Origin of the sequence: Phyllobacterium sp. 22229 (genome assembly GCF_052056495.1) — a bacterium.
Lineage (GTDB): Bacteria > Pseudomonadota > Alphaproteobacteria > Rhizobiales > Rhizobiaceae > Phyllobacterium > Phyllobacterium myrsinacearum.
In genome coordinates this window covers 41,541-61,079 of sequence record NZ_JBQEPA010000029.1, presented here as the reverse complement: position 1 = coordinate 61,079, position 19,539 = coordinate 41,541, and the positions used below count along the sequence as shown (strand labels likewise).

The window sequence follows — 19,539 nt, the reverse complement described above, 5'->3', positions numbered from 1 at the left end:
CACCACCGGGCGCCGCTCTTCGGGCGCCGGTGTGAAAATCAGCTCATGGGCGTCATCGGCCTGCTGCGGCAGCGGGGTCAGCTTCGGGCTGGACGAGCGGGCGGAGGTTTCGACCGGGCCGATGGTGACCGGCAGCGGGCGGCGCGAAAGCGCGGGCCCCAGGGCGACGAAGTGTCCGCGTGCCAGATCGCGGAACTGTTCCGCCTGCCGGCGTTCCATGCCGAGCAGATCGGATGCGCGGGCCATGTCGATATCGAGGAAGGTGCGGCCCATCAGGAAGTTGGAGGCTTCGGCGGCGACGTTCTTGGCCAGCTTGGCCAGGCGCTGCGTGGCGATGACCCCGGCAAGCCCGCGTTTGCGGCCGCGGCACATCAGATTGGTCATGGCCCCGAGCGACAGTTTGCGCGCTTCGTCGGAGACTTCACCGGCAACTGCCGGGGCAAACAGCTGCGCCTCGTCGACCACGACAAGCATCGGATACCAGTAGTCACGCTCCGCATCGAACAGGCCGCCGAGAAACGCCGCGGCGCAGCGCATCTGCTGTTCGACATCGAGGCCTTCAAGATCGAGCACCACGGATACCCGGTGCTGGCGGATGCGCGCGGCAATGCGGGTCAGTTCATTCTCGGTGCGCGCGCCATCGACGACCACATGGCCGTATTTGTCGGCAAGGGTGACGAAGTCGCCTTCCGGATCGATGACGCATTGCTGCACCCATTGGGCGCTCTGTTCGAGCAGGCGGCGCAGGAGATGGGATTTGCCCGAACCGGAATTGCCCTGGACCAGCAGGCGCGTTGCCAGAAGCTCTTCCAGGTCGAGCATGGCTTTTGCGCCTGCGGGCGCCGCTCCCATGTCGATGTCGACCTTCATTGCTTCTCCAGACCGGTGGTGATTCCGCGCACGGTCAAACGTGCGCGGACCTCCTTAGCATCCCTTTTCCGCTCATGCGCGAGCGATATGCCGCTTCTCACCGGAAACCCACAGATGGTTTTCCGCATCGGTGCGGCGCAGCACCGCACCGAACTCCTGCATCCGCGCAACCACGTAATCCGGCTCCATCAGCCCGTCCGGGAAATACAGGCCCGGCGCCACCTTTTCCCCGCCGGCAAGACCGAGCAGGCGCTCCACGGCCAGGGCGACATGCAGAGCGGTCAGGGGTGCCTGGCCCTGCGGATGGACGATGTCGAGGCGCGCGGTGGTTTCCTCGCCGGTTTTGAGCTGACCGCTGATCTCGATGACGATCTCGGTGGAGAAGGCTTCGCCGCGGCGGCGGCTCGCCGATTGGCCGTATGCCATGTCAAACCGGATGGAGTGCGCGCCGGTGGTAACACCGAGGCTGAGAACATCGAGGGGCGCGTAGGCGCTTGCCTCGACCTTCGTACCGTCGATATCCGTGAACTGGCGGGTGGCGTTCTCGCCCGTGACCCAGCGCCATTTGCCGCTTTTGAGCGCCAGCGGATTGGGCGCGGACTGGGTCAGCCGCTCAAAATCGGCAAAGGCGGCCGGTCCGCCCATGTCCTGCTCGTCCAGCACGGCCGCAATGGTAATGTCGTCAATCCGGCTGAAGTCCCTGGCCGCCTGGAGCGCGGGGAAGGTGGCCGACCCTGCCAGCCAGGTACTGGCCATGAGGATGGCCGAACTGTTTGGTTTATGGATGTAATGCGCCATTTCCGGTCCGACTTCGAACACGCCGCTGGAGACGCTCAGATAGGGCAGACGGTGCGCCTGCGCATATTTCAGGCTGTTGAGCGTCTCGTCCTTGACGAACAGCACGATGGCGCTGAAAGCCTTGCCGCCGGGCTGACCAAGATCGGCCCGGTCAAGGTCGATGGCCACCGCCTCGGCGCTGCCGAGAGATCTGGCAACGAATTCCGCCTTGGCCAGATCGCGCCCGCCGATGGCAATCGGCAGATCCGGGTGGAGCTTGCGCAGGGTTTGTGCCGCTTGTGCGCCGACGAAGCCGGATCCGCCAATGATGAGGACAGGGGCTGTAGTGGTCGTGGACATGGGATGTTCCTTTATATTACTATAGGTAAGTTACTTTTAGTAATATGTAGGTGCGCGATTGCAAGTCAAGGGGTGACGTTGCTATTCTGGCAAAAAGGATATCCGCATGAGCAAGACCGCAGCCGCCAAGAAAATGCCGAAAGCCCAGCGGCGGGAGCAGCTCATGGAGACGGCGCTGGGGATCATCCGCACGCAGGGAACCGATGCGCTGACGCTTGGCTATCTGGCGGAGCGTGCGGGGGTGAGCAAGCCGATTGCCTATGAACATTTCGGCACGCGCGCCGGCCTGCTGATTGCGTTGTATCAGCAGCTGGACCAGCAGCAGGTCGATGATTTGCTGGCAGCTCTGGAGCAGGCGCCGAAACAGCTGGGCAGCGTCGCCCGGCTGATGAGCGAGGCTTACATGGCCTGCTACCGCTCCATAGGCCCGGAATGGCATGCCATCTCAGCCGCGCTCAAGGGCGATGAGGAAATGGAGAGATTTCAGAAGGCGCTGATCGACGGCTATGTCGATCTCTACTGCACCGCGCTGGCACCCTATTCGGCGCTTTCTGCCGATGAGCTGCGCCTGCGCTGCGCCGGTATCATCGGCGCAGCCGAGGCCATTTCGCGGGAAATGACCTGCGGCTGCGTGGATGAAGCCACCGCAGCGGCCACCCTGGGATCGCTGATCCTGCAGTGGGTGGCCAACTGATACCGGATTTGCATCATGGTGAACTTGTTGAACCACGCACTACAGTTTTTGCTTTAGATGCTTACTGTCCGCCCAAGAAACTCCCGCATCAGTGCAGCGACTTCTTCGGCATGGTCTTCCAGAAGAAAATGCCCGCCATCGAAAATGTGCAGCTCTGCCTTGGGTAGCTGTCCGGTATAGGCCCTGGCGCCGGCAAGGGTGAAGAAGGGATCATGCTGGCCCCAGGTGATCAGCATCGGCGGCTGGTGCTCGCGGAAATAGGCCTGGAAATGCGGGTACTGCTTGAGGTTTGACTGATAATCATGCAGCAGGTCGATCTGGGCCTCGGCAATGCCGGGACGGTCGAGGCCGTTCTGCGCGTGGGTCCAGGCATCGGGGCTGATGCGGGCCGGATCTTTCGCACCGAACAGGTATTGGCCCCTTGTGTCCTCGATCGAGAGGTGGCGGCGCATGGCGGCCTCCGTCTGTGCATTGCGGTCCGCCCACAGGCGCCGGGCCGTATCGAAACCGTCCGACAGGCCTTCTTCATGCGCCACGGCGTTCTGCACGAAAATCGCCGTCACCCGTTCCGGGTGGCGGGAAGCGAGGCGGAAGCCGACGGGACCGCCGAAATCCTGCGCGTAAAGCGCATAGCGCTTGAGGCCGAGCTTCCGGGTGAATGCGTCGATGATGTCGGCGAGATGATCGAATGTATAGCGGAACGCCGTGTGGGACGGGGCATCGCTGTAACCGGAGCCGGGATAATCCGGCGCGACAACATGGTAACGGTCGGCCAGGAGCGGGATGAGGTCGCGGAACATATGCGACGAGGTGGGAAAGCCGTGCAGCAGGAGCAGCGTCGGTGCGTCCTTCGGCCCGGCTTCCCGGTAAAAGATATTCACGCCATCGACCTCCTCGGTCCGGTAGCTGATCAGCGGGCGTGCGTGTTCGTTCGATTGTGACATCGTTCCTGCTCCTGTTGGATGGGCGGTTGCACCGTCTAAATTACATTTTGATGGTTACTCAAATGGAGTAACTTGTCAAATTGAATTTTGATGGTTACTTCTAGGAGTGAAAGGACATGCGATGCCGTTCATTTTTCTGGGCAATGCCCTCTGGCTGGATTTCGTCAACACGCAGATCATCGATGGTGAGTTCATCGATCTCATCGGCAAGGACGGTGCGTTTCTGCAATGGGCGAAGACGGCCGATCTTCAGGCTGATGCGGCTGATGCGGCCACCTTCAACGCCGCCTTGACGGAAGCGCAGGCGTTCCGTGCGCAGTTGCGCGCGGCGGCGGATGGTCTGGCGGCCGGGACGGCGCTCAATCCTGCCTTTATCGCCGATATCAACCGGCGGATGGCGGAACATCCGGTTGCAACGGTTCTGGAGACATCAGGGAGCGGGTGGGCGACCAGCGCAAAGCCCGTCACCACGGGGCCGCAAAGCGTATTGGCTGAAATCGCCTCCGACTTTGCCCGGTTTGTTACCGACGAAGCGACGAATGTCCGCCACTGCAGCAATGAGCGCTGCTGCATCGTCTTCTACGATACCAGCAAGAATCACACGCGGCGCTGGTGCAGCATGGAGACGTGCGGCAACCGGGCCAAAGCGGCCGGCCGCCGCGCGCGCATTGCCCGCTAGGCCCGCTGTTCCAGCCGCAGGCGTTTTGCCGCCTCGACCATGTTGACGAGGGCTGGCTTGACCTCTTCCCATTTGCGGGTTTTCAGGCCGCAATCGGGATTGACCCAGATCTGGTCCGGGGCGAGATGGGTTTTCGCCTTGCGCAAGAGGCCGGCCATTTCATCCACCGGCGGGATGCGCGGGGAGTGGATGTCATAGACACCAGGTCCGATCTCGTTGGGGTAGTGGTAGGTCACGAACGCGTCGAGCAGTTCCATTTTCGACCGCGATGTCTCGATGGAGATCACATCCGCATCCATGGCCGCGATGGAGTCGATGATGTCGTTGAACTCCGAATAGCACATATGCGTATGGATCTGCGTTTCGTCCTGAACGCCTGAGGCTGACAGGCGGAAACATTCGGTGGCCCAGCCGAGATAGGCGGCCCAATCGGCCCGGCGGACCGGCAGGCCCTCGCGGATGGCCGGTTCGTCGATCTGGATGATGCGGATTCCAGCCTTTTCAAGGTCGCTCACCTCGTCGCGCAGTGCCAGTCCGATCTGGCGGCAGACCTGATCGCGCGGAAGGTCGTCGCGCACGAACGACCATTGCATCATGGTCACCGGCCCCGTCAGCATGCCCTTCATCGGCTTGTCGGTCAGCGACTGCGCATAGGCAGCCCAGTCGACCGTCATGGCCTGCGGGCGGCTGACATCGCCGAAAATGACCGGCGGGCGGACGCAGCGCGAACCGTAGCTCTGCACCCAGCCATGCCGGGTGAAGGCAAAGCCGGACAGTTGCTCGCCGAAATACTGCACCATGTCATTGCGCTCGAATTCGCCGTGCACCAGCACGTCGATGCCGATTTCCTCCTGCCAGCGGATGGAGTTTTCCGTTTCCTTGCGCAGCAGCGCCGCATAGGCATTGGCGGTCAGCGCCCCCTTGCCATGCTCCGCCCGCGCCTTGCGCACCCCTTCCGTCTGCGGAAAGGAACCGATGGTGGTGGTCGGAAAATCCGGCAGCCCCAAGGATTTCTGCTTTTCCCGGCGAACGGGATAGGGGCTTTGCCGCCGCGACTGCTCCGCGGTCACCGCCTGCAGGCGCTGCCTGACCGCCGCATCGTGAATCTTGGCCGATGTCCTGCGGGTTTCCACGGCCGCACTGGCGGCTGCCAGTTCGTTGCGGACGCTATCGCGGCCGGTGTTGATCGCCCTGCCAAGGATCGACAGTTCCTCCAGCTTCTGCGTGGCAAAGGCCAGCCAGCTCTTGAAGTCAGGGTCGATGTCCGTTTCAAGTTCGAGATCGACAGGCGTGTGCAGCAGCGAGCAGGACGGCGCGAGAATGAGGTGATCGGTCCCCCGCTGGCTGATCACCGGTTCGATACGCCGCAGGATCGCCTCGAGATCGGCGCGCCAGACATTGCGGCCGTCGATGACGCCGAGCGACAGGACGAGGCCGGCGGGTGCCTCGGCCACGACAGTATCGAGTTGTTCGGGTGCACGGCAAAGATCGAGATGCAGGCCGGCAACGGGCAGCCCGAGCGCCAGGTCGAGATTGTCGCCAAGCGCGCCGAAATAGGGTGTCAGCAACAGTTTCAGGCGGGGAAGGGCACGGGCGAAAAACGCATAGGCCATCTTGAATGCAGTTTTTGTGGTTTCGTCGAGATCGAGCACCAGTGCGGGCTCGTCGATCTGCACCCATTCGGCGCCGTTGGCGGAGAGGCGGCGGAGGATTTCCGTATAGACCGGCAGAAGGCCCGGCAGCAGCGACAGCGGATCGGTCTGCGCATCCTTGCTCTTGGCCAGCGTGAGGAATGTAACCGGCCCGAGAAGCACGGGACGCGTGTCAAAGCCCTGCTCCTTCGCTTCGCGGTATTCGTCGACCGGCTTGTTGGAACCGAGGGTGAATTCCTGCCCCTTTGTCAGTTCCGGCACCATGAAATGATAGTTGGTATCGAACCACTTCGTCATTTCCTGAGCGGCCACCCCGTGGTGGGTGCAGGCGCCGTGATCATGGCCGCCCTGGCTGCCGCGCGCCATGGCGAAATAGGTCTCGGGCGAAACCGGCCCGCCCTTCCATGCATAGCTCTGCGGCACCGCGCCAAGCATGACGCTGGTGTCCAGCACGTGGTCATAGAGCGAAAAATCATTGCTCGGCATGTGGCTAAGCCCATGCGCCTGCTGCAGGGTCCAGTTCTCCCGGCGCAGTTCTGCCGCGATATCCTGCAGGGTGACGATATGCGATTGGCCCGACCAGAATTTTTCCAGCGCGAATTTCAGCTCGCGCCGCTTGCCGATCCGCGGAAAACCCAGATTGCTTGTGGTGATAGTCATAGTTCCTTACCCCGATGGTTGAGGGCAAAGGCCAGGCGCACGCGTGCAGGACATACGGGCGCTCATGACGCCCGCTTGCAAGCGACACACCGGACACCCCGCCCGTGGACGTTATCTATCGCGGCAGGTCTCCTGGCTTGCGGGTCGGTGCTCTCGTCAGGCCTTCCCGATCCGTCCTGGGATCAGTGACACGAAATTGACAACAGCTCGCCGCTTACAGTTGCGGGGGCAGCTCCGGATTGAACCGCTGGCAGCGATCGCACCGTATTCCCTCTTAGCTCTGCGCCCGGAGGCGCAGAGAACCACGATGCGGGGTATGGTAGGCGCGTCGCCGAAGACTGTCAACAACACATAAAGACATATTTATATGGTTACATCTTCGGGTCAGTGTGCGATGGCAGGTTCGCCGACGCGGTCGTCCTTGCTGCTCTTGCGGATAGTCAGCGCCAGCAGCGCGGCGATCAGGCACAGGACACCGGCGGTGAAGAAGGCCGGGAGGTAGCTTGCATATTCCGTGCGGGCAAAACCGCCGCCATAGGCGGCCGATGCGGCGCCGAGCTGGTGACCGGCGAAGACCCAGCCGAACACCATGCCGGCCTTTTCCCGGCCAAACCGGTCCGTTGCCAGCTTGACCGTCGGCGGTACGGTGGCGATCCAGTCAAGACCGTAGAACATGGCAAACAGCGACAGGCCGTAAATCGAGAAATTGCTGTAGGGCAGGAACAGCAGCGAGGCGCCGCGCAGGCCGTAATACCAGAACAGCAGCCAGCGGTTGTCGACCCGGTCGGACAGCCAGCCGGAGCCGATCGTGCCGAAGAAATCGAAAAAGCCCATCATGGCCAGCACGCTGGCGGCGGTGACGGCCGCAAGCCCGTAATCACCGCAGAGGGCAACGAAGTGAGTCTGGATGAGGCCGTTGGTGCTGGCGCCGCAGATGTAGAAGGTGGCAAACAGCACCCAGAACGTGCTGCTGCGCGATATTTCCTTGAGGGTGGCCAGCGGCAGGATGATGAGGGACAAAAGCCCGCCGGTTACCGCTGCGGTCTTTGCCACTTCCTTTTCGCCATAGGCGGGCAAGCCGACATCGGACGGGCGGTCCCGCATCAGAAGGAAGACGGCGGCCGCTGCGACGGCGAGCAGGGCGCAGACCATCATGGTCGCCGCGCGCCATCCGTAATTCTCGCTGATCGAAGCCATGAGCGGCATGAAGGCCAGCTGTCCGGTGGCCGAGCTTGCCGTGAGCATGCCCAGCACCAGCCCGCGCCGGTCGGTGAACCAGCGGGTGGCAACTGTCGCACCGAGCACTATGGCGGTCAGGCCGGTGCCGAAACCGATCACCACGCCCCACAGCAGAATGAGCTGCCAGATCTGCGTCATGCCGAGGGAGAGGAAGGAACCGCCGGCAATGAGCGCCAGCGCCACGCACACGACTTTCCGCACGCCGAAATAGTTCATGAAGGCCGCGGCGAACGGGCCCATCAGCCCGAACAGCAGCAGCCGGATGGAGAAGGCGGTGGCGATCTGTTCCGTCGTCCAGCCGAATTCCTTTTCCAGCGGCACGATGAGCACGCCGGGAGCGCCGACGGCCGCTGCCGTCACAAGCATGGTGAGGAAGGTGACGGAGACGACGACCCAGCCATAGTGGACATTGCGCCGGGCGAGCGCGGCTGCGAGAGGCGATGAAATCATGTTCGTGTTCCCTGGAAGGTCATCGGCTTTTAAATGACGATCATCATATTTGACTATTGATGACGATCATCATATAAATTGTCAATGCAGTTTTTTTGAAGGAATGTTTCATGCGCGTCAGCAGGGACCAGGCAGCACAGAACCGCGCCCGCATCATCGAGATCGCCGGACAGCAGTTCCGCGAAAAGGGTTTTGACGGCATCGGCGTTGCCGATGTGATGAAAAGCGCGGGTCTGACCCATGGCGGCTTCTATGGGCATTTCAATTCGAAGGACGATCTGATCGCCGAGGCCTGCGCTGCAGCCATGGCCCTGTCGGTGCGGCGGTGGACCAGCCTGTCCGAGGCGTCACCCGGCGATGCGCTCGGTGCGATCACCCAGTCCTATCTGGCGGGCGATGCCCATGGCGAGGGGCAGATGAGCGGCTGCATGATGGCGGCGCTGGCGCCGGATATCGCCCGGCGCGGCGGTCCTGTCCGCTCGCGCTTCACCGAGGGCACCAAGGCGCTTCTCGATATCCTCATCAATGCCGTGACCGGCCGCAGCAAAGCCCGGCAACGCGAAAAGGCCATCGCCATCATGGCGGGGCTGGTGGGCACCGTGGTGCTGGCGCGCGCGGTTGACGATCCCGATTTTGCCAGGGAGATCAAGCGGGTGGGCGAGGCCGCATTCGGGCGGGACGCGGAGTAGGGAGGGGATTCACACCCCCCTCTGCCCTGCCGGGCATCTCCCCCACAAGGGGGGAGATCAGCTGTCATTGCTGTTTCAACTAATCTTCAACATTGAAAACAACGCAAAAGCGTTGATGCCAATGTGATCTCCCCCCTTGTGGGGGAGATGGGCGGCAGCCCAGAGGGGGGTGAGCATTCCGCTCTACCGCCCCGGACGTCCCGTCTTTCCCGGCCGGCGTTTCTTGCGCGCATCATTGGCATCTTCATAGGAACCGATGCCGCTGCGCTCGCGGCGGATGATGGTGTCGTCGTTCCGGTTGGTGCCGCCGGGAAGCGCGGGTTTTTCCGGCACTGCGCCACGCACAGGCTTCTCCGTCCGGCCGACGGTCATCTCGTCCAGCGTGTTCTTGCGGAATTGGCCGCCGCCAAGCGGCCGGGTGGTATCACCGCCCATCTCATCGAGATGCGGCTTGCGGAACAGCGGCGAATTCGGATCGCTGTTCTCGTCGGTCACCACGCGGTGCATGGCGCGTCCGGCATTGTGCCGGCCCTTGGTCCGGCCGCTGACCGGGCTTTCCAGTTCCACTTCGCGTGCCATCGGATCGTCCGATATGGCCAGCTCCGTCTCGCGCAGCCGCTTGATTTCGTCGCGCAGCCGTGCCGCGACTTCGAAGTCGAGATCGTCGGCGGCTTCGCGCATCTGCTTTTCCAGATGTTCGAGATGCGATTTGAGGTTGTTGCCCATCATCGCGCCGGACTCGGCAAAGCCGGAAATATCGGCACGAACGTGATCGCGTTCGTAAACGCTGTTGAGAATATCGCCGATGTTCTTCTTGATGCTGGCGGGCGTAATGCCGTTGGCCGTGTTGTAGGCTTCCTGTTTTTCGCGGCGGCGGCTGGTTTCCGCCATGGCCCGTTCCATCGATCCGGTCACATGATCCGCATAGAGGATGACCTTGCCGTCGACGTTGCGCGCGGCGCGGCCGATGGTCTGGATCAGCGATGTTTCCGAGCGCAGGAATCCTTCCTTGTCGGCATCGAGAATGGCAACGAAACCGCATTCGGGAATGTCGAGGCCCTCGCGCAGCAGGTTGATGCCGACGAGCACGTCGAAAGCGCCGAGCCGCAGATCACGCAGGATTTCGATGCGCTCCAGCGTATCGATGTCCGAGTGCATGTAGCGCACGCGGATGCCCTGCTCGTGCAGATATTCCGTCAGGTCTTCGGCCATGCGCTTGGTCAGCACCGTGACCAGCGTGCGATAGCCCTTTGCCGATGTCTCGCGGATTTCGCCGAGGACATCGTCAACCTGCGATTTGGCCGGACGCACCTCGACCGGCGGATCGATCAGGCCGGTCGGCCGGATGACCTGTTCGGCGAACACGCCGCCGGCTTCTTCCATTTCCCAATTGCTCGGGGTTGCCGAAACCGCGACGGTCTGCGGGCGCATCGCGTCCCATTCCTCGAAGCGCAGCGGACGGTTGTCCATGCACGAGGGCAGGCGGAAACCGTATTCGGCCAGCGTTGCCTTGCGCCTGAAGTCGCCCTTGTACATGGCGCCGATCTGCGGAACGGTCACATGGCTTTCATCGATGAAGACGAGCGCGTTGTCGGGGATATATTCGAACAGCGTGGGCGGCGGCTCGCCCGGTTTGCGGCCGGTGAGATAACGCGAATAATTCTCGATACCGGCGCAGGAGCCAGTCGCCTCGAGCATTTCGAGATCGAAGGTGCAGCGCTGCTCCAGCCGCTGCGCTTCCAGCAGGCGGCCCGCCTGGTTGAGTTCCACCAGCCGGTGTTTTAGCTCTTCCTTGATCGACTTGATCGCCTGGTTGAGCGTCGGACGCGGCGTCACATAGTGCGAGTTCGCGTAAATCTTCACCTGGCTGAGGTCGCCGGTTTTCTGGCCCGTCAGCGGGTCGAATTCGGTGATCGACTCGATCTCGTCGCCGAACATGGAAATGCGCCAGGCCCGGTCTTCAAGGTGGGCGGGGAACAGTTCGATCGTGTCGCCGCGCACCCGGAACGAGCCGCGGGTGAAATCCATTTCGCGCCGCTTATACTGCTGCGCCACCAGATCGGCGAGCAGCGCCCGCTGGTCGAGCCGGTCGCCGATCTTCATCTCGAACGTCATGGCCGTGTAGGTTTCGACCGACCCGATACCGTAGATGCAGGAGACGGAAGCGACGATGATCACATCATCGCGCTCAAGCAGCGAACGGGTGGCGGAATGGCGCATCCGGTCGATCTGCTCATTGATCGACGATTCCTTCTCGATAAAGGTGTCCGAGCGCGGCACATAGGCTTCCGGCTGGTAGTAATCGTAATAGGAAACGAAATATTCGACCGCATTGTTGGGGAAGAAGGATTTGAACTCGCCGTAGAGCTGCGCGGCCAGCGTCTTGTTGGGGGCGAGGATCAGGGCCGGGCGCTGGGTCTCTTCGATGACCTTGGCCATGGTGAAGGTCTTGCCCGAGCCCGTGACACCCAGAAGCACCTGCGTCTTGTCGTCATCGGCAATGCCCGAGACCAGATCGCGAATGGCCGTCGGCTGATCGCCGGAGGGCTGGAAATCCGTTTCCATCCGGATGGCGATGCCGCCTTCGGATTTCGACGGACGGGCAGGGCGGTGCGGCTGCCAGGCCGTGCCGTTCTTGAACAGCGGATTGCCGCTTTCGATCAGGGCGGAGAGCGCGGCAACGGTGGCGGTGGCGCCGCCTGCCGGCAGATTGGCGGTGTCCTCCAGCGCGATATCCAGGCCGGCGACCGGGTTCAACCCGGCAGCGGCCCGCGTCTTCGGATCGCTCGATCCGCCGATGGATGTGCCGCGCGAGGTCCTCGAACTGCTGGTTTGCCTGGCCGCAGCCTTCCCCGGCTTGGCTGCCTTGGGCTTGGCTTTGGCGGTTTCCTCGGAAATCTGCTTGGCCCAATCGCTGATCGAGCCGGAGAGCGGTGTGCCTTCCAGTTCCGATTGCGGCGCCTCGCCGAAACCATCCGCGTTATATTTGTCAGGAGATTTAACCATGGGTTGAATATGGTGGGAGTCCGGCAAAATGGAAAGAGCCAAGTCTGCAAAAGTCGCCGGAAGCAGCAGGCTCCTGACATAAGGTTGTCAGGAGGAATGTCAGGGTGGCTCTCAGCCGTAGCGCAGCTTGAGGCCGAGAATGGTCAGGATCAGCAGAAGCGTCATGCCGTTGGCGGCGATGACCGGCCAGGAGCTGATCATGATGCCATAGAACAGCCAGAGCAGGACACCCAGTGCCAGCGAGACGTTGGTGACCAGCGAAATGCTGGCGGTCTCGCGGTGCCGGACGATCTTGATGATCTGCGGAACCCAGCACAGGGTGGTGATCAAGGCAGCAAGACTGCCAACGAGCTCGATATGGAGAGGCACGGACTGATCTTTCAGAAAAAACGAGAGAATTGATATATGAGCGAATTTTTCAAAAAAATACAGCGGAATCATGACTTAACCGTCAATCCGCGATAAAAATTTATGTCGCGGACTGACGGTGCCGTGTGTTGCGAAAAGACCCTACTGAACGGCGCCGAGAAGCCGGGCAGGAAGATAGATCACAAGCGACGCCGCGCCGGTGATGACGGAGGTGCCATCGGCGAGAACGGACTGCCCGGCGGGCGTTTCGTCACCGGACAGCACTTTCTGTGACAATTGCCCGCTGCGCACCATGTTCATCAGGGTCGGCGAGCTTGCGAACACCCCGTGCGACCCGCCGTCGAGGTCGGACGCATCGAGAACGACGATGCCGAGTTTCTGCAGCACGGCGATGCTGGTGCCATCACCGACGCGCGGGTGGCCGCCGGTAATGCGTCCCGACACGCTCAGGGCACTGTCGGCGCGGGAAACCAGCACCGTAAAGGGTTTTGGCAGTTCGCCGATATCCCTGACCTGTCCCTGGAACACGTCGATATCGATATCAGGCGCCGCCAGCATGATGCCCGACAGGCGGCGGAAAACATCGCGGTGGCCGGTCTGCGCCAATTGGCTCAGGGCCTCCATGACCACGAACGAGCCCATGGAATGGCCGACCAGCAGGATTTTCGTCGCCTTGGTCGCTGCGGCCAGTTGCAGAAGTTCGGCAAGACCGTCGCGGCCATAGGTGGCGCTGTCGCGGTCATAGACGTAAAGGCCGAGCGAACCCGCCGAGGGCCAGGAATAGTGGACGGAGACGGCAGGCAGGCCGTAATCATAGGCGAACTGCGCCTGCCGGAAGACGCTGTCGGCAAAATTGTTGTTATAGCCGTGGACGAAGACAAACAGCTCGCGCTGGTTGGCGGGACGTTTCGCCAGTTCCGCGTTGATCTTGTCGATGAACACCTGCTTGTTGCCATAGGGCTGGAACGCCGTTGCGGCAAAATCCCGGGCAGGGTTGGGTTTGTTGCTGCTCTTTTCCACTTCGCCGCGCTTGTGGCTGGGCGGAATGCCGACGTCGACGCGGGCAAAATTGAGGGTCGGGGAGCGCTTGGCCGAATAGGGCAGGGAGAGATTGTCCGACCGCTCGCGGCTGGTGGCGACGAAAATCGGAATGACGGCTTTGGGTCCGGTCTTGTCGTTCAGCACCGGGGCCGGCACCGCTGCATTGGCCTTGACGACGTGCTGGGACGTGAGCCCCAGGACGGCACGGCCGCCGCACCCTGTCAGCATAAATATGACAAGCAGAAAGGCCGACAGACGGGAAACGGTCATGAACACACTCCGGACAGCACTGCGGAAGTTAGAACCAGTATTTCGGCCGCACTGCAACTTAAAACCACGAATCGGCTGAAGGCAGGCACGCTGAACAGCCGCCAGCGTGACAATTTTCCAACAACCGGATGCCGTAGCCGGTCAGACGATGAGCGGGGCACGGCCCATGTTCAGATGCAGGTCGTGGCCGTCATAGGCATGCGCTTCGGCCACTGCTTCGTCGAGTTCGACGCCGAGGCCCGGCGCCATCGGCGGGATGATGTAGCCGTTCTCCCATTGTAGCGGTGTCTTGAGCAGTTCGGCATGGAACCCGCCAAAAGCCTGGATGCATTCAAGGATGAGAAAATTCGGGCTGCAGGTGGAAAGCTGGATATTGGCTGCGCCGACGATCGGACCGCAATAGAGATGCGGGGCGATCTGCGCGTGAAACGTTTCAGCCATGCCGGCGATCTTCTTGGCTTCCAGAATGCCGCCGACACGCCCCAGATTCATTTGCAGGATATTGGCGGCGCGGTTCACCAGCACCCGCTGAAACTCGTATTTCGTGGCAAGACGCTCGCCCGTCGCCACCGGGATCGTCGTGTGCTGCTGCACATAGGCCATATTCTCGGGCATGTCCGGCGGAACCGGCTCTTCGAACCACAGGGGGTCGTAGGGTTCGAGCCGTCTGGCCAGCCGCACGGCGCCGGTCGGCGTCATCTGGCCATGGGTGCCGAAGAGCAGGTCGGCCTTCGAGCCAACCGCTTCGCGCACGAGGCGGACGAATTTTTCGCCGAGATCGAGCTGTTCGAGCGAGAGCTGGCGCGGGTCGAAGGCGGTGTAGGGCGCAACCGGATCGAATTTCACGGCGGTATAGCCCTGCGCGACATATTCGGCGGCTCGCTCCGCCGAGGCCTCGGCATTCCAGTAAATCGCCGAGGTCTCGCCCAGTTCGGGTTTGGGATAGAGATAGGTGTAGCTGCGCAGCCGCTCATGCACCCGGCCGCCGAGAAGTTCATAGACGGGCTTGTCCGCTTCCTTGCCGATAATATCCCAGCAGGCCATCTCCAGCGCAGACACCGCGCCCATGATGGTCACATCGGGGCGCTGGGTAAAGCCGCCGGAATAGGCGCGGCGGAAGAACCGCTCGATGTGGTGCGGATCTTCGCCGACAAGCCAGCGCTCGGCGACATCCTCGATCACCCGGCGCATCACCTGCGGGCTGACCGTCGAATTATAGGCCTCGCCATAGCCGACAACGCCCGAATCGGTGGTGAGCTTGACGAAGATGAACCACGTGCCGCCGAACGAGGGCGGCGGGTTGCCGACGACAAAGGTTTTTACATCGGTGATTTTCATGGCCTGCTCCGCTGGTTCAGTCTCAGGCAGACCCTAAGGGAGAGGGCGCATATGTCAAAAACCGTGCAACGACCCGCCATGTCGGCTTTCTGACAGTTCTTGCGGCGAAGGTCTTTCCATTGCCTCTATTGCACTGCATCATAAGCCCACACGCAAATACCCATGGAGACCGGACGTGACTGAAGAAACCAAGCCGATCGGCGAATTGACCCTGCGCACGCTGGCCATGCCTGCGGATGCCAATGCCGCCGGCGATATTTTTGGCGGCTGGGTCATGGCACAGATGGACTTGTCCTGCGGTATCCGCGCGGCGGAACGGGCGCGCGGCCGGGTGGTGACGGCGGCGGTGAAGGAAATGGCCTTCGCCAAGCCGGTCAAGATCGGCGATACGCTGTGCGTCTACACCCATATCGAGCATGTCGGGCGCACCTCCATCACGCTGAAGGTGGAAGCCTGGGCGCAGCGCTATCTCTCGGACCTGATGGAGCGGGTCACCCATGCGGATTTCGTCATGGTGGCACTCGACACGTCAGGCAAGCCGACGCCGGTGCCACCGGAAACGAAAGCCTAACCACCGATCATATATTTGTCCCAGAAACCGGCCTGCGGTTCGCTCTGCTCGACAATGTCGATCCACAGGCCCGACGGATCGTGGAAACCGAAACGGCGCTGGCCGAAAGGCTCGTCCGTCAGCGGATATTCCACCTGAAGTCCGCTTGCGGTGACCTTCTCGAAAGCCGCCGCCGCGTCCTCGACCTGCAGCTCAAAGCACATGCCCTTGCCGCCGAAACTGTCCGGGCCGGGCGGCGCCGACGGATGATCCGGCGTCATGAAGGCGATGGAGGCCGTGTGATCCTCGCCCGAAAGCCAGCAGAACCATGTGCTGTCAAAACCACTGGTGAAACCGAGATGCCGTATCCAGAAATCGCGGCAAGCCTCTTTTTTCTCGGTGATAATGATCGGATAGCGATCCGTAAAGCGCATGGTGAGCCTTTCTCTATGGTGATTTGCGGCATTAGAGGCAGCTGGCACGGCGATGACAAGGGGGTTTTGTCAGTAGTCTTTTGGCGCCCGCTTGGAGGCATATCCGTCATAAGCGGGGGATTTGCGCACCATCCTGTGATTAACATCGTAAAAGGCTTGGATTGGCAGCATTAATCGGGCAGCCTTTTTCAAGGGCAAGATGTTGGAGGGGGATGCATGGCACTGTCGGGGGCAATCCGGAACTACGCACGCATACGGGGCGGGAGCGACAGCGCGAAAGTCGATTTCGTCGAGCTGTTCTTCGATCTCGTCTTCGTCTTTGCCGTCACCCAGATTTCGCATTTCCTGCTGCATGACCTCAGCCTCAAGGGGCTTGGCGAAAGCGCGCTGCTGCTCGCGGCGATCTGGTGGGTATGGGTCTATACCGCGTGGGCGACCAACTGGCTCGATCCGACGACGCCGCCGGTCCGGATGATGCTGTTCGTGCTTATGCTGGCGGGGCTGGTGCTGTCGACCTCCATACCCACGGCCTTTGCCGGCCGCGGGCTGGTTTTTGCCCTGGCATTCTCCACCATGCAGCTGGGCCGCTCGCTCTTCGTGGTGTGGGCGATGCGCCACCACAACCGCTCCAACTATCTCAACTTCGTGCGAATCTCGAGCTGGCTTGGCGTCTCCGCCGTGTTCTGGATCAGCGGCGGGCTGGCCGATCCGGAAAACCGCGTGTTTTTCTGGCTGGTTGCGCTGCTGATCGAACTGGCGGGTCCGGCGCTGGGTTTTCGCACCCCCGGCCTCGGCGCGTCCAGCACGGCGGACTGGGATGTGGACGGCGACCATATGGCCGAGCGTGCCGCGCTGTTCATCATCATCGCGCTCGGAGAATCCATCCTCGTATCGGGGGCGACATTCGCCGAGCAGGAATGGACCTTCATTTCATTCTCGGCCTTCCTGACGACCTTCGTGGCTTCGGTCGCCATGTGGCTGATCTATTTCAACGTCGGGCAGCTGCGCGCGCATCACAAGATCGCCTCGACCGACGATCCCGGCCGCATCGCCCGCGTCGCCTACACCTATATCCATGTGCTGCTGGTGGCCGGCATCATCGTGGTGGCCGTTTCCGATGAGCTGGTGCTGGCGCATCCGCTCGGTCATTCCGCGCCCTCGGTTCTCTGGACCTCGATCGGCGGAACGGCGCTCTATCTCATCGGCAACCTGCTGTTCAAGGGCTATGTGGAGGGCAGGCCGCCGCTGTCGCACATGGTGGGACTGGTCCTGTGCGCCGTTCTGGCCTTCGTGGGCGGCGCGCTGTCGCCGCTGGTGCTCGGGGCGGCAACCAGCCTGATCCTGATCGTGGTGACGGTCTGGGAATATGCCGGACGGATCAGGGAACCCAGCCACCACTGAAAGCGCTGGGGTTCTGACCCTAACGGCAGGCGCGATGGCCGTTGCGCCGCTGCATCAGATCGAAGTGGAAATGGTCGCGGTGGAAAATATCGTAGCCGGGGCCGAGCACCGTGGTGAAGTAATCGCAGGCATCGGAGCGGACATTGTTGAGCAGGCCGCGCTGCCGGAAGGCGAAGAATCCCGGCTTCTGCACCTTGATGTCGGTGCCGTTGTTCAGGGTGATCTTGGCGATATCCAGCGCATTGCCCTTGGAATGTTCGGACATATTGGCGCCCGGCCGGTTGCTCATGGTGCGGCAGGAATAGCTCGAGGCCTGATGAATGGTGTTGACGCCGGAGAGATAGCGCAGCCGCGTCGATGGCTGCAGGTCGCCCTTGACCCAGCGGGCAAAGGCCAGCGTCATCTGGCAGTTCAACGTCGCACTTGGTTTCAGGCGGATCTGGCCGCTGGCGAAGCCGCTGACCGTCAGCGGATTGTCGATACGGCACACGCCGCCATCATTGATGGGCGCGCGCTCCTGAAAGACGACGCCAAGCTGCTTGAGCTGGGTCCGGCAGGCGATTTCACCGGCGGGCATGGTGTAGCGGCTTTCGCTACGCGCCATGGGATCGCGCAGACCGCCGCCGGCATAGCCGTAATTCTGTTCGCGGCTCGCCAGCGCGTGGTTTTCTTCGGTCATGACGGGCTGCGCGGCGGCTAGGTTCTGCGCCTGCGCCACCGGCTGATCCGCTTCATTGTTGGCAATGCGGTTTTCTTCGCCTGCCAGGGAATTGTCAGCGAGGGAAGTTTCAGGAGGCGGAGCGGCGGGTGCAACCGCGATATAGTCGCCGGACTCCGTGGGGCTCGAGCCGTGGCCGACATTGGCCTGCGGGCGGCGCACATCGCCCATGCCGCAAGCGCTGAGCGCGGTCGCCGTGCATAGGATAAAGACGGTCGTAAGGCGCCTCAAGGGCACGGCGGACGACAACGCAAAACTCATGTCACCACATCCTTTTCGCCTGAAACCAAGCGCAGACAGGCGATAAAATAAGACTAAAGTGTAAATGAAAGGTCAGCGGCGGCGGTAATGCCTATGTCGGCAACAAGGCAGCGGCGGCGCCCTATGCGTCCGCCCGGTTGCGCAGGGCCGGGACGATTTCAACGGTGATCATGGCGGTGAAGATCAGCGCACAGCCGATCATACCGTGGACCGTCATGCGCTCGCCGAGAAGGATGGCGCCGAAGAGCGCCGCGAACAGGGCTTCGGAGGACAGCATGATCGCCGCCTGCGGCGCGCTGGTATAGCGCTGGCCGACTGCCTGCAGGGTAAAAGCAATGCCGCAGGAGAACACCCCGCCGAAGAGAATGGCTGGCCAGGACAGCATGACCGACGGCCAGTTGAACGGTTCCATGAAGGCGGCGAGGGTAAAGCCGAAGATGGCGCAGGTCAGGAACTGCACGAAGGAAAGCATGAAGGGCCGGCCGTTTTCATGCGCGAGACGGTTGATGAAGATGATCTGCAGCGCCCAGAAGACGGCGCACAGGATGGTCAGCCAGTCGCCGGTCGTCAGATTGTTGAGCTGCCCGCCCGACAGGAGATAGATGCCGCCCAGCGCCGTCAGGGCACAGGGCCAGACAATGGGGCTCGGCCAGCTCCAGAACATGAGGACACCGAGGATCGGCACCATGACCACATAGAGGCCGGTGAGAAAGCCGGAATTGGTGACCGTTGTCGTGGCAAGGCCCATCTGCTGGAGAACCGAGCCGACCGACAGGAACAGGCCGATGAAGATAAAGCTGCCGTAGTCCCGGCGGGTGAGCCTATGCCTGGCCAGCCGTGCTTCGCGCCATGCCAGCGGCGCAACGGTGAGGCTTGCCAAGGCGAAGCGCAGTCCGATGAACAGAAAGGCGCCGACATTGCCGACGGCGCTCGCCTGCGCAACAAAACCGAGGCCCCAGATGGCGCCTGCGACAAGCAGCAACAGATTGGCACGGCCTTGCGTCATGGTGGATCCACAGAATATCCGCGGTCGTCCCTTGGCCGCAACCCGCTCTATCGGTTGCCGCGATGGACTGCAAGGCCCTCGAACCGGGCATTGCTCCCCGGCCGCACAGGCAAAACCGGCTGATCCGCGAC

17 protein-coding genes and 1 riboswitch are annotated in these 19,539 nt (G+C 62.0%); of the genes, 5 read left to right on the top strand and 12 right to left on the bottom strand.

Annotated features, from left to right (window positions below; translation table 11 throughout):
* Positions 1-870: helicase HerA domain-containing protein (locus tag ACTJJ7_RS25520; RefSeq protein ID WP_440969228.1), on the bottom strand; the 870-nt coding region annotated here is incomplete at its 3' end.
* Positions 871-942: 72 nt separating this feature from the next.
* Positions 943-2,007, bottom strand: a complete 1,065-nt coding sequence (locus tag ACTJJ7_RS25515) for an NAD(P)-dependent oxidoreductase (protein WP_440969227.1) — start codon at positions 2,005-2,007, stop codon at positions 943-945.
* Positions 2,008-2,113: 106 nt separating this feature from the next.
* Between ACTJJ7_RS25515 and ACTJJ7_RS25510 the strand changes: the two genes are divergently transcribed.
* Positions 2,114-2,701, top strand: a complete 588-nt coding sequence (locus ACTJJ7_RS25510; protein ID WP_440969226.1) for a TetR/AcrR family transcriptional regulator — start codon at positions 2,114-2,116, stop codon at positions 2,699-2,701.
* Between the two features lie 53 nt (positions 2,702-2,754).
* Here the strand turns inward: ACTJJ7_RS25510 and ACTJJ7_RS25505 are convergent, their stop codons facing one another.
* Positions 2,755-3,645, bottom strand: coding sequence for an alpha/beta fold hydrolase (locus ACTJJ7_RS25505; RefSeq protein ID WP_440969225.1), 891 nt, complete (start codon positions 3,643-3,645; stop codon positions 2,755-2,757).
* A gap of 121 nt (positions 3,646-3,766) precedes the next feature.
* On the opposite strand from ACTJJ7_RS25505, the gene ACTJJ7_RS25500 reads away from it, so the two are divergent.
* On the top strand, positions 3,767-4,324 hold the full coding sequence (locus tag ACTJJ7_RS25500) for a CGNR zinc finger domain-containing protein (protein WP_440969224.1): 558 nt from the start codon (positions 3,767-3,769) through the stop codon (positions 4,322-4,324).
* Here ACTJJ7_RS25500 and metE read toward each other — a convergent pair.
* Both metE and ACTJJ7_RS25490 read right to left on the bottom strand, forming a co-directional pair.
* Positions 4,321-6,636, bottom strand: coding sequence for a 5-methyltetrahydropteroyltriglutamate--homocysteine S-methyltransferase (gene metE, locus ACTJJ7_RS25495; protein ID WP_440969223.1), 2,316 nt, complete (start codon positions 6,634-6,636; stop codon positions 4,321-4,323). The genes ACTJJ7_RS25500 and metE overlap by 4 nt on opposite strands.
* A 105-nt stretch (positions 6,637-6,741) precedes the next feature.
* A riboswitch (cobalamin riboswitch) is annotated at positions 6,742-6,958 on the bottom strand.
* Positions 6,959-7,020: 62 nt separating this feature from the next.
* A complete protein-coding gene (locus ACTJJ7_RS25490; RefSeq protein ID WP_440969222.1) occupies positions 7,021-8,325 on the bottom strand; it encodes an MFS transporter in 1,305 nt (434 codons plus the stop codon).
* A gap of 110 nt (positions 8,326-8,435) precedes the next feature.
* Between ACTJJ7_RS25490 and ACTJJ7_RS25485 the strand changes: the two genes are divergently transcribed.
* Positions 8,436-9,014, top strand: coding sequence for a TetR/AcrR family transcriptional regulator (locus ACTJJ7_RS25485; protein ID WP_105732063.1), 579 nt, complete (start codon positions 8,436-8,438; stop codon positions 9,012-9,014).
* A 183-nt stretch (positions 9,015-9,197) separates the two neighbouring features.
* Here ACTJJ7_RS25485 and uvrB read toward each other — a convergent pair whose 3' ends face one another.
* From uvrB to ACTJJ7_RS25465, 4 genes are all read right to left on the bottom strand, one after another.
* Entirely contained in the window at positions 9,198-12,020 is a 2,823-nt protein-coding gene (uvrB, locus tag ACTJJ7_RS25480; RefSeq protein ID WP_130269831.1) for an excinuclease ABC subunit UvrB, read from the bottom strand.
* A 111-nt stretch (positions 12,021-12,131) separates the two neighbouring features.
* On the bottom strand, positions 12,132-12,389 hold the full coding sequence (locus ACTJJ7_RS25475; protein ID WP_440969221.1) for a SemiSWEET family sugar transporter: 258 nt from the start codon (positions 12,387-12,389) through the stop codon (positions 12,132-12,134).
* Between the two features lie 141 nt (positions 12,390-12,530).
* The gene (locus ACTJJ7_RS25470; protein WP_440969220.1) at positions 12,531-13,700 is read right to left on the bottom strand and encodes an alpha/beta hydrolase; all 1,170 of its coding nucleotides are present in this window, start codon (positions 13,698-13,700) and stop codon (positions 12,531-12,533) included.
* Between the two features lie 141 nt (positions 13,701-13,841).
* Positions 13,842-15,038: a mandelate racemase/muconate lactonizing enzyme family protein gene (locus tag ACTJJ7_RS25465; protein WP_440969219.1), complete on the bottom strand. Its 1,197-nt coding sequence runs from the start codon at positions 15,036-15,038 to the stop codon at positions 13,842-13,844.
* Positions 15,039-15,264: 226 nt separating this feature from the next.
* Here ACTJJ7_RS25465 and ACTJJ7_RS25460 point away from each other — a divergent pair, with 226 nt between their 5' ends.
* A complete protein-coding gene (locus ACTJJ7_RS25460) occupies positions 15,265-15,609 on the top strand; it encodes an acyl-CoA thioesterase (protein ID WP_105733051.1) in 345 nt (114 codons plus the stop codon).
* Here the strand turns inward: ACTJJ7_RS25460 and ACTJJ7_RS25455 are convergent.
* Complete coding sequence (locus ACTJJ7_RS25455) at positions 15,606-16,022, bottom strand: VOC family protein (RefSeq protein ID WP_130269835.1); 417 nt, start codon at positions 16,020-16,022, stop codon at positions 15,606-15,608. The genes ACTJJ7_RS25460 and ACTJJ7_RS25455 overlap by 4 nt on opposite strands.
* Positions 16,023-16,238: 216 nt before the next feature.
* On the opposite strand from ACTJJ7_RS25455, the gene ACTJJ7_RS25450 reads away from it, so the two are divergent.
* Positions 16,239-17,423 carry a low temperature requirement protein A gene (locus ACTJJ7_RS25450; RefSeq protein ID WP_440969218.1) on the top strand — a complete coding sequence of 395 codons (1,185 nt, stop codon included), beginning with the start codon at positions 16,239-16,241 and terminating at the stop codon, positions 17,421-17,423.
* Between the two features lie 19 nt (positions 17,424-17,442).
* Here the strand turns inward: ACTJJ7_RS25450 and ACTJJ7_RS25445 are convergent, their stop codons facing one another.
* Both ACTJJ7_RS25445 and ACTJJ7_RS25440 read right to left on the bottom strand, forming a co-directional pair.
* A complete protein-coding gene (locus tag ACTJJ7_RS25445; protein ID WP_440969217.1) occupies positions 17,443-18,402 on the bottom strand; it encodes an extensin-like domain-containing protein in 960 nt (319 codons plus the stop codon).
* Positions 18,403-18,523: 121 nt separating this feature from the next.
* Positions 18,524-19,408 carry a DMT family transporter gene (locus ACTJJ7_RS25440; protein WP_105732071.1) on the bottom strand — a complete coding sequence of 295 codons (885 nt, stop codon included), beginning with the start codon at positions 19,406-19,408 and terminating at the stop codon, positions 18,524-18,526.
* Between the last annotated feature and the right edge of the window lie 131 nt (positions 19,409-19,539).